The 6,540-nt window shown below is 73.8% G+C and carries 5 protein-coding genes; 2 read left to right on the plus strand and 3 right to left on the minus strand.

Annotation, left to right across the window (positions count from 1 at the left end; genetic code table 11):
• Positions 1 to 754 precede the first annotated feature (754 nt).
• Positions 755 to 2,068, plus strand: coding sequence for a nucleotide sugar dehydrogenase (locus ACFXHB_RS37125; RefSeq protein ID WP_380580182.1), 1,314 nt, complete (start codon positions 755 to 757; stop codon positions 2,066 to 2,068).
• A gap of 88 nt (positions 2,069 to 2,156) precedes the next feature.
• On the opposite strand, the gene ACFXHB_RS37130 is transcribed toward ACFXHB_RS37125, so the two are convergent.
• The gene (locus tag ACFXHB_RS37130; RefSeq protein ID WP_380580184.1) at positions 2,157 to 2,558 is read right to left on the minus strand and encodes a beta/gamma crystallin domain-containing protein; all 402 of its coding nucleotides are present in this window, start codon (positions 2,556 to 2,558) and stop codon (positions 2,157 to 2,159) included.
• Between the two features lie 388 nt (positions 2,559 to 2,946).
• On the opposite strand from ACFXHB_RS37130, the gene ACFXHB_RS37135 reads away from it, so the two are divergent.
• Complete coding sequence (locus ACFXHB_RS37135) at positions 2,947 to 3,612, plus strand: hypothetical protein (RefSeq protein WP_380580186.1); 666 nt, start codon at positions 2,947 to 2,949, stop codon at positions 3,610 to 3,612.
• Positions 3,613 to 3,705: 93 nt separating this feature from the next.
• On the opposite strand, the gene ACFXHB_RS37140 is transcribed toward ACFXHB_RS37135, so the two are convergent.
• Both ACFXHB_RS37140 and ACFXHB_RS37145 read right to left on the minus strand, forming a co-directional pair.
• Complete coding sequence (locus tag ACFXHB_RS37140; RefSeq protein WP_380580188.1) at positions 3,706 to 5,031, minus strand: hypothetical protein; 1,326 nt, start codon at positions 5,029 to 5,031, stop codon at positions 3,706 to 3,708.
• A gap of 264 nt (positions 5,032 to 5,295) precedes the next feature.
• On the minus strand, positions 5,296 to 6,540 hold a 1,245-nt coding region (locus ACFXHB_RS37145), incomplete at its 5' end, for an SUKH-4 family immunity protein (protein ID WP_380580190.1).

Raw genomic sequence — 6,540 nt, forward strand, 5'->3', positions numbered from 1 at the left:
TCTTCATGCCGTGGCTGGTGCTGCCCCCGGGCGGCACCAGCCTGCCGGGGCAACGCGAACGGCCCGGCGCGCCGAGCGGCCGGGGGTCTCAAGCGTACGCCGCAGCGCCGACACGCACGCGGCGCACGGGCCCGGCGGGGCCGGAGCGGGGGCGGGCCGCGCGGGCGGCGCCACCGGATCACCACCCGGACGGAGCCCGGACGGATCCCGGACGGGGACGAAGCACCGGCCGCACGCTGCGGCTCGACCTCCGCGATCTGCCACGAACTGGACATACTCCTGTCACTGCCTGTCCATGGAGATCGCGCACCATAGTGACTGTGCCCGCCGCACTCAACCGTGGGGGATGGCTGCGGTGGCACAGTCGCACACCCGATGGGGGTCGGGGGTGCGAGGCCGGGCGACCCTGGGTGGGGGCGCCCGCCCAAGCGCCGGGAACCGTGGCGCCCTTTCCTGGAGGGCGCCACGGGTCTCGGCCTCTTTCTTTGGCGCCGGCCCCGCGCCCCGCGCGCCCGTTCCTCACCTCGCGCCCCTCCGCGCGCGCCGCCCTCCCCTTCTCCGCTCGCGCCGCCCCGTGCGGCGATCCGCCCCCGTCTCCCCCGCCGGCCCGCGCCCGCCGGCCCGCCCGTCACAGATCCGCCCACTTCGCCGAAAAGCCACGCGGCCCGGCGCCGCTCCCTACCCTGTTGTGAAGGCCGTGTGGGGATGCCCCGGAGGGGACCAGGGGGCGTCGCGATGGAGGGGGTTCTTCGTCATGCGCGTTGTCATCGCAGGTCAGGGCTATGTGGGGCTGCCACTGGCGGTCCGGGCGGCCGAGGTGGGCTACCAGGTGGTCGGCTACGACGTGGACGAGCGCCGGATCAAACGGCTGGCCGTCGGCGAGTCCTATGTCGAGGACATCCCGGCCGCCCGGCTGCGGCCGCTGCTGGAGAGCGGCGCCTACCTGCCGTCGGCCGATCCGGCCGACGTGGCCGGCTTCGACATCGCGGTGATCACGGTGCCGACACCGCTGCGCGACGGGGTGCCCGACCTCTCCTACATCGAGTCCTCGGCCCGGCTGCTCGCCCAGCACCTGCGCCCGGGCGCGACCGTCGTGCTGGAGTCCACCACCTACCCGGGCACCACGGAGGAGCTGCTCGCGCCGCTGCTGGAGGAGGGGTCGGGGCTGGCCGCCGGCCACGACTTCCACCTCGGCTACAGCCCCGAACGGATCGACCCGGGGAACCCCACCTGGCGGCTGGAGAACACCCCGAAGGTGGTCTCCGGTGTCGACCCGGCGGCGCTGGAAGCGGTCGAGGGCTTCTACGGGCGGCTGGTCGAGCGCACCGTTCCGGTCTCCTCCTGCAAGGAGGCCGAGCTGACCAAGCTGCTGGAGAACACCTTCCGGCACGTGAACATCGCCCTGGTCAACGAGCTGGCGATGTTCGCCCACGACCTCGGCATCGACGTCTGGGAGGCGATCGACGCCGCCTCCACCAAGCCCTTCGGCTATCTGCGCTTCACCCCGGGACCCGGAGTCGGCGGGCACTGCCTGCCGATCGACCCCTCCTACCTGTCCTGGCGGGTGGAACGGGCGCTCGGCCAGTCGTTCCGCTTCGTCGAGCTGGCCAACGACGTGAACAGCCACATGCCCGACTACGTGGTCCGCCGGCTCGCCGAGGCCCTCAACGAGCGGCAGCGCTCCGTCAAGGGCTCCCGGGTCCTGCTGCTCGGGCTCGCCTACAAGAAGAACACCGGGGACGCCCGGGAGACGCCGGCCGCCCGGGTCGCCGAGCTGCTGACCCGGATGGGCGCCGAGGTCCGGGCCGCCGACCCGCACGTGGTCGTCGGGGTGCACGTCCCCGAACCGGTGATCCCGGGGCAGCGGCCCGCCGAGCTGGATCCGCACGGCGATCCGTTCGCCGCCGTCCGCCGGGTCGAGGCGACGCCGGAGGAGCTGGCCGGGGCCGACGCGGTGGTGCTGCTCGCCGATCACGACGAGTTCGACTACGAGGCCGTCACCACGCACGCCCGGTACGTGCTGGACTGCCGCCGCCGGCTCACGGGCGCGGCGGTCGAGGTGCTCTAGAGGGGCCGACCGACGCGAAGGCGGTGCCGGGCGTCCGCACCCGCCCGGCACCGCGCGAAGGAATCCGGCCCGCTCAGGCCGCCGGTGGCTACCAGCGGGACAGGTTGATGTCGTACATCGTCACCTGATGGCCCTGGTTGCCGTTGAAGTCGTACTGCTCCCAGTTGAAGACGGTCCAGGAGCCGAGGCCACCCCCCAGATAGGTGATGACCCGGTTGTTGCCCGCGTCGATCCGGTCCACGTTGTAGACGCGGACGGACATCCAGCCGTCATTCGCGAAGCAGAGCGAACTGCTGTAGCCGTAGTTGTACACCTTCGCGAAATCGGTGCGGTTTCCGCATTCGACCCGGCTCACCGCGTTCGCGCCGGTCGTCGGCAGCAGTGCGGCCGCGGCGGCGGTGAGCACGGCGACGGCGCCGATCCGGCGGCCCAGGACATTTCCGGTGCGGTGATCCCTGCGGGGATTTGCGGGATTTGTGCGGCGAATCATGAAACCCCTCCATCGACAGCGGTTGCGACTCCAGAGATTTACATGGAGGCCTGTCGCCGAACAGCTGTTTTCCAGCCAAGCCGAAGCCCCTGGACAACCCGCCGGGCCGGGGCGAAGCGGAATGCGCTAGGGTCCGAACAACCTTGCCGCGGCTCAGGATCGGAGCAGACGATTGGCACGTCCACCACATTTCGGACGATTCACCGCCATCACTCTGGCAGCCGCACTGTCGGCCATTTCCGCGGGCTGCACCGGCGCCTCCGGGGAGAACTCCGCGAAATCCTCACCGAGCCCCCCGGCGATCGGCGCACCGAAACCTCCGGAATCCGGGCGCGCCGGAATGACCGGACTGCCGCTTTCCGCTTATCAGGCCAATGACCAGGTGGCCGTGAAAGAGATTCAGGCCAGGAATATGCTGGTCATCTCCTGCATGCGGGGGGCGGGATTCACCGCGTTCGGCGGCGATGGCCTGCAGGCCGCGCAGGCCCCGGACAACGCCACGGCCCTGCCGGCCGGCGCCTGGGGGTACCTCGGGGCCGAGGTCGCCACCGTCCAGGGGTTCCATCCGCCGAAGCGGACGCCGCCCCGGGCCCCCGCGCCGGCGGCCGGCTCCGGCGAGGCCTACGACGCCGCCCGGGTCGACTGCGACCGGCAGGCGGCGGAGCGGATCGGCTCGCCGTCCGGTCCGGGTGCCGAACTGGTCGGCCGGCTCTTCGACGAATCGATCGGGGCGACCGGCCGCGACGCCCGGGTGGCCGCGGCGACCGGGGAGTGGTCCGCCTGCATGGCCGCCGCCGGCTTCCGGGTCGACGACCCGGCAACCCTGCCGGAGCGGTACCGGGCCGCCGCGGAGATCACCCCGGGTGAGCTCGCGACGGCCCGCGCCGACGCCGACTGCACGACCCGGAGCAACCTGGCGGGGATCTGGTTCGCCGTGCTGACCGGTTACCAGCGGCAGCAGATCGACCGGAACGCGCAGGCCCTGACCGCCCAGCAGGAGGCGGTCAGGGCCCAGGACGCGAAACTCACCCGGCTGGTGGCCGGCGGCTCATGAGCGACCGGGTTCACGGGTGACCGGACTCCCGAGGAACCGGGCCCATGAGGAGCCGGGCTCCCGGCGAACCGGGTCGAGCCGGCCCCCGCGGGCTCAGCGCCGCCGGTTGGGACCCACCGTGTTCGGGGTGGCGTAACCGCTGCCGTCGTCGACGATCACGATCTTCGGAATGATCCGGGTCTCGTCCGCGCCCGCCGCGGCGCCGGTGGCGGTCGACCCGCCCGGCGGCGTGGCCGGCCGGGGCGGTACCGGTCCGGGGCTGACCGGTCCGGTGGCGACGGCTTCGGCGGCAGCCGGCGGATCAGCCGGGGCGGCGTCCCGCGGAGCGGCGTCGAAGGCGCCCGCCTCGGGCTCCACCGGGCCGGGGGTGACCGGCAGCACCGCCGTGGCCGCCTCGGCGACGGCGGGCTGCCCGCCGACCGCAGCGACGGCCTTGCGCAGGCTCGCCACCGCGATCTCGCCGGTGTCCGCCTCGGAGTCCACCACCGGCTCGCCGCCGTCCAGGTGGTCGGCCGCCCCGGCGACCTCGACCGGCTCGATCGCGCCCACCGCCGCGCCGGTGAGCGAGGCGAGGGTGGCCTTGATGTGGTCCAGGTGCTGCTGCACCGTCTCCTGCCGGGTGGCGAACTCGCGCTGCTCGCGCTCGCTCGCCGCGTTGATCCGCCCGGCCTCGCGCCGGGCCTGCTCGATCAGCTGGTCCGCCCGGGCCTGCGCCTCGGCGTCCGACTGCTTGATCTTTCCGAGCACGGACTCCCGGTACTGCTCGGCCTCCTTGACCCGGCGCTCCGCGGTCGCGGAGATCTGGGTGTCCTCGGCGTCGGCCTTGGCCTCGGCCGACGCGAAGGTCTCGTCGGCCTCCCGGCGCAGCTCGGCCAGCTTGGCCTCGGCCAGCTCGGACGCCTCGGCCGCCGCGACCCGCACCTTGGCGGCGTGGGCCGTGGCGGCGTCCCGGACGGCCCGGCTCTCGCGGTCGGTGTCGGCCCGGATCGCCTCGGCCTCGGAGCGGGTCCGCTCGTCGGTGCGCCGGGCGGCCTGGTCGGCCTCGGAGCGGGTGGTGGTGCCGTACTCCTTCGCGGCCTGGCCGAGCGTCTGGCCGGCCTCGTAGACCTCGTCGCGGAGGTCCTCGGCGAAGCGTTCGGCGGCCTCCCGGACCGCGGTGGCCTCGTTCACGGCCATCGTGGCCAGTCCGGCGGCCTGCTCGCTGAGGACCTGGTAGTCCGGGTCGGGGGCATCGGCGGCGGCCTGCCGGATGTCGGCCAGGCGCCGCTCCATCTCCCGGAGTCCGGCGCCTAGCACGCTCAGCCGCTCCCACGCCTCGTCCCGTTGGACGGTGAGAGCGTGCAGGGCTCGGTCGACCTGCTCGGGCGCGTATCCACGCCGGGCAGCGGTGAAGCCGTGCTGGGGGACGGCATCGCTCATGGGCTCTTCCCCTCGTGTCGCGGGCTGCGGAGCCCATGATCGGACGGAACGGACGGATCCGGAACCGAATCCGGAACCCCGTCCGGATTCGGACGTCGTACGGATCGGAACGCGGCGAGAAATGGACGAGTAGGCCCATCCTCTTGACCTATTTTGCGCAGATGAGGGCGAAACCCCAACGAGGCAGAGCCGCGAGGACACGCCGAAGGGGTCGTTCCGGACACCGGAACGACCCCTCCACCTGCACGGATCCGAGCCGGCCCGCTACAGCAGGCCGTCCCAGAACTGCTCCAGGAGGACAGCCCACCAGGTGTCCGCCGACTGCAGGGCCGCCGGGTCGATCGCGGCGAGCTGAGCCTGGAAGTCGGTCGTCCAGCGACCGGCCTGGTCCGGGGTCAGCCCGTACCGCAGCCGCCACATCCGGCCCAGCAGGGCCAGCGCGCGGACGAACTCCGGTACACCGGTGTTGACGAACCGCGGCGGCTCACCGGTTCCGTCCATGTCCACCGCGACCACGTGCGCCGTGCCGTACTGCACACAGAGCTGGCGTCCGTAGTCGTTGCCGAGCACCAGGTAGCCGCCGAAGTCCGGGCCGCCGACCAGACCGCGCTCGGCGGCCAGCTCGGCCAGCGTCGGGATCGGGCGGCCCTCCTGGGCCTGGGCCCAGAAGAAGGGCCCGAACTCGCGCGGCAGGCCCGCCCACATCAGGGTCTGCGCCACCGGCTCCGGGACGCCCTGGCGGGAGACGGCCCGCTGCTCGAACTGGAACACGTTCGGGCCGAAGGCCTGGCCGAGTTCCTGCCCGAGCTGCTGCGGCGCGATCGGCGGCAGCGGCGGGACGGTGCCCGGGGCCGGCAGCGGCACCCGGAACGGGCGGACCCGCTGGGCGCCGGACGCCAGCTGGTGCAGCTCGTCCAGGTGGTCGAGCAGCTGGGCCATGCCGGCCTGCCGGGAGTGGTGGTCCCGGCCGTAGTCGGCGGTGTGGGTGAGCCGGACGTTCGGCCAGGAGGCGGCGATCATCCGGTGGCAGTAGCCGCCCGGCAGGTCGCAGGACTCCAGCTCGGTGTAGAGCTCCAGGACCTGCTCCGGCGGGACGTTCAGCCGGCGCAGGTCCTGAAGGATCTTCCACTCGGGGTGCGGTGTGCCGGGCTCGCTGCGGTGCAGCAGCTTCTGCTCGGACCCGTCCGGGCCGCGGTAGCTGAGCGCGGCGAAGTAACCGGGGCCGACGGCGGGCACGCCCGGCGGCACCGGGGCACCCTGCGGCGGACCGGGGAGGGGCGCCGGCGGGACGGCCGGCGCGGGGGCCGGGGCGACGGGTGAGGCCGCACCCGGGTAGCCGTAGCCGGCCGCGGGCGCGCCGGCGCCGGGCGGGGGCGGCACGGCCGGGCCGCCGGACGGCGGGGTGCCGGGATCGGCCGGGATGCCGCCGAGCAGCGCGGGGTCGATCGCGCCCGCCAGCTGGGTGCGCTCGTAGGCGACGCCGGCGGCGGGCGTGCCCGCGACGGGCGG

This window comes from Kitasatospora sp. NPDC059327, assembly GCF_042752535.1.
Lineage (GTDB): Bacteria > Actinomycetota > Actinomycetes > Streptomycetales > Streptomycetaceae > Kitasatospora.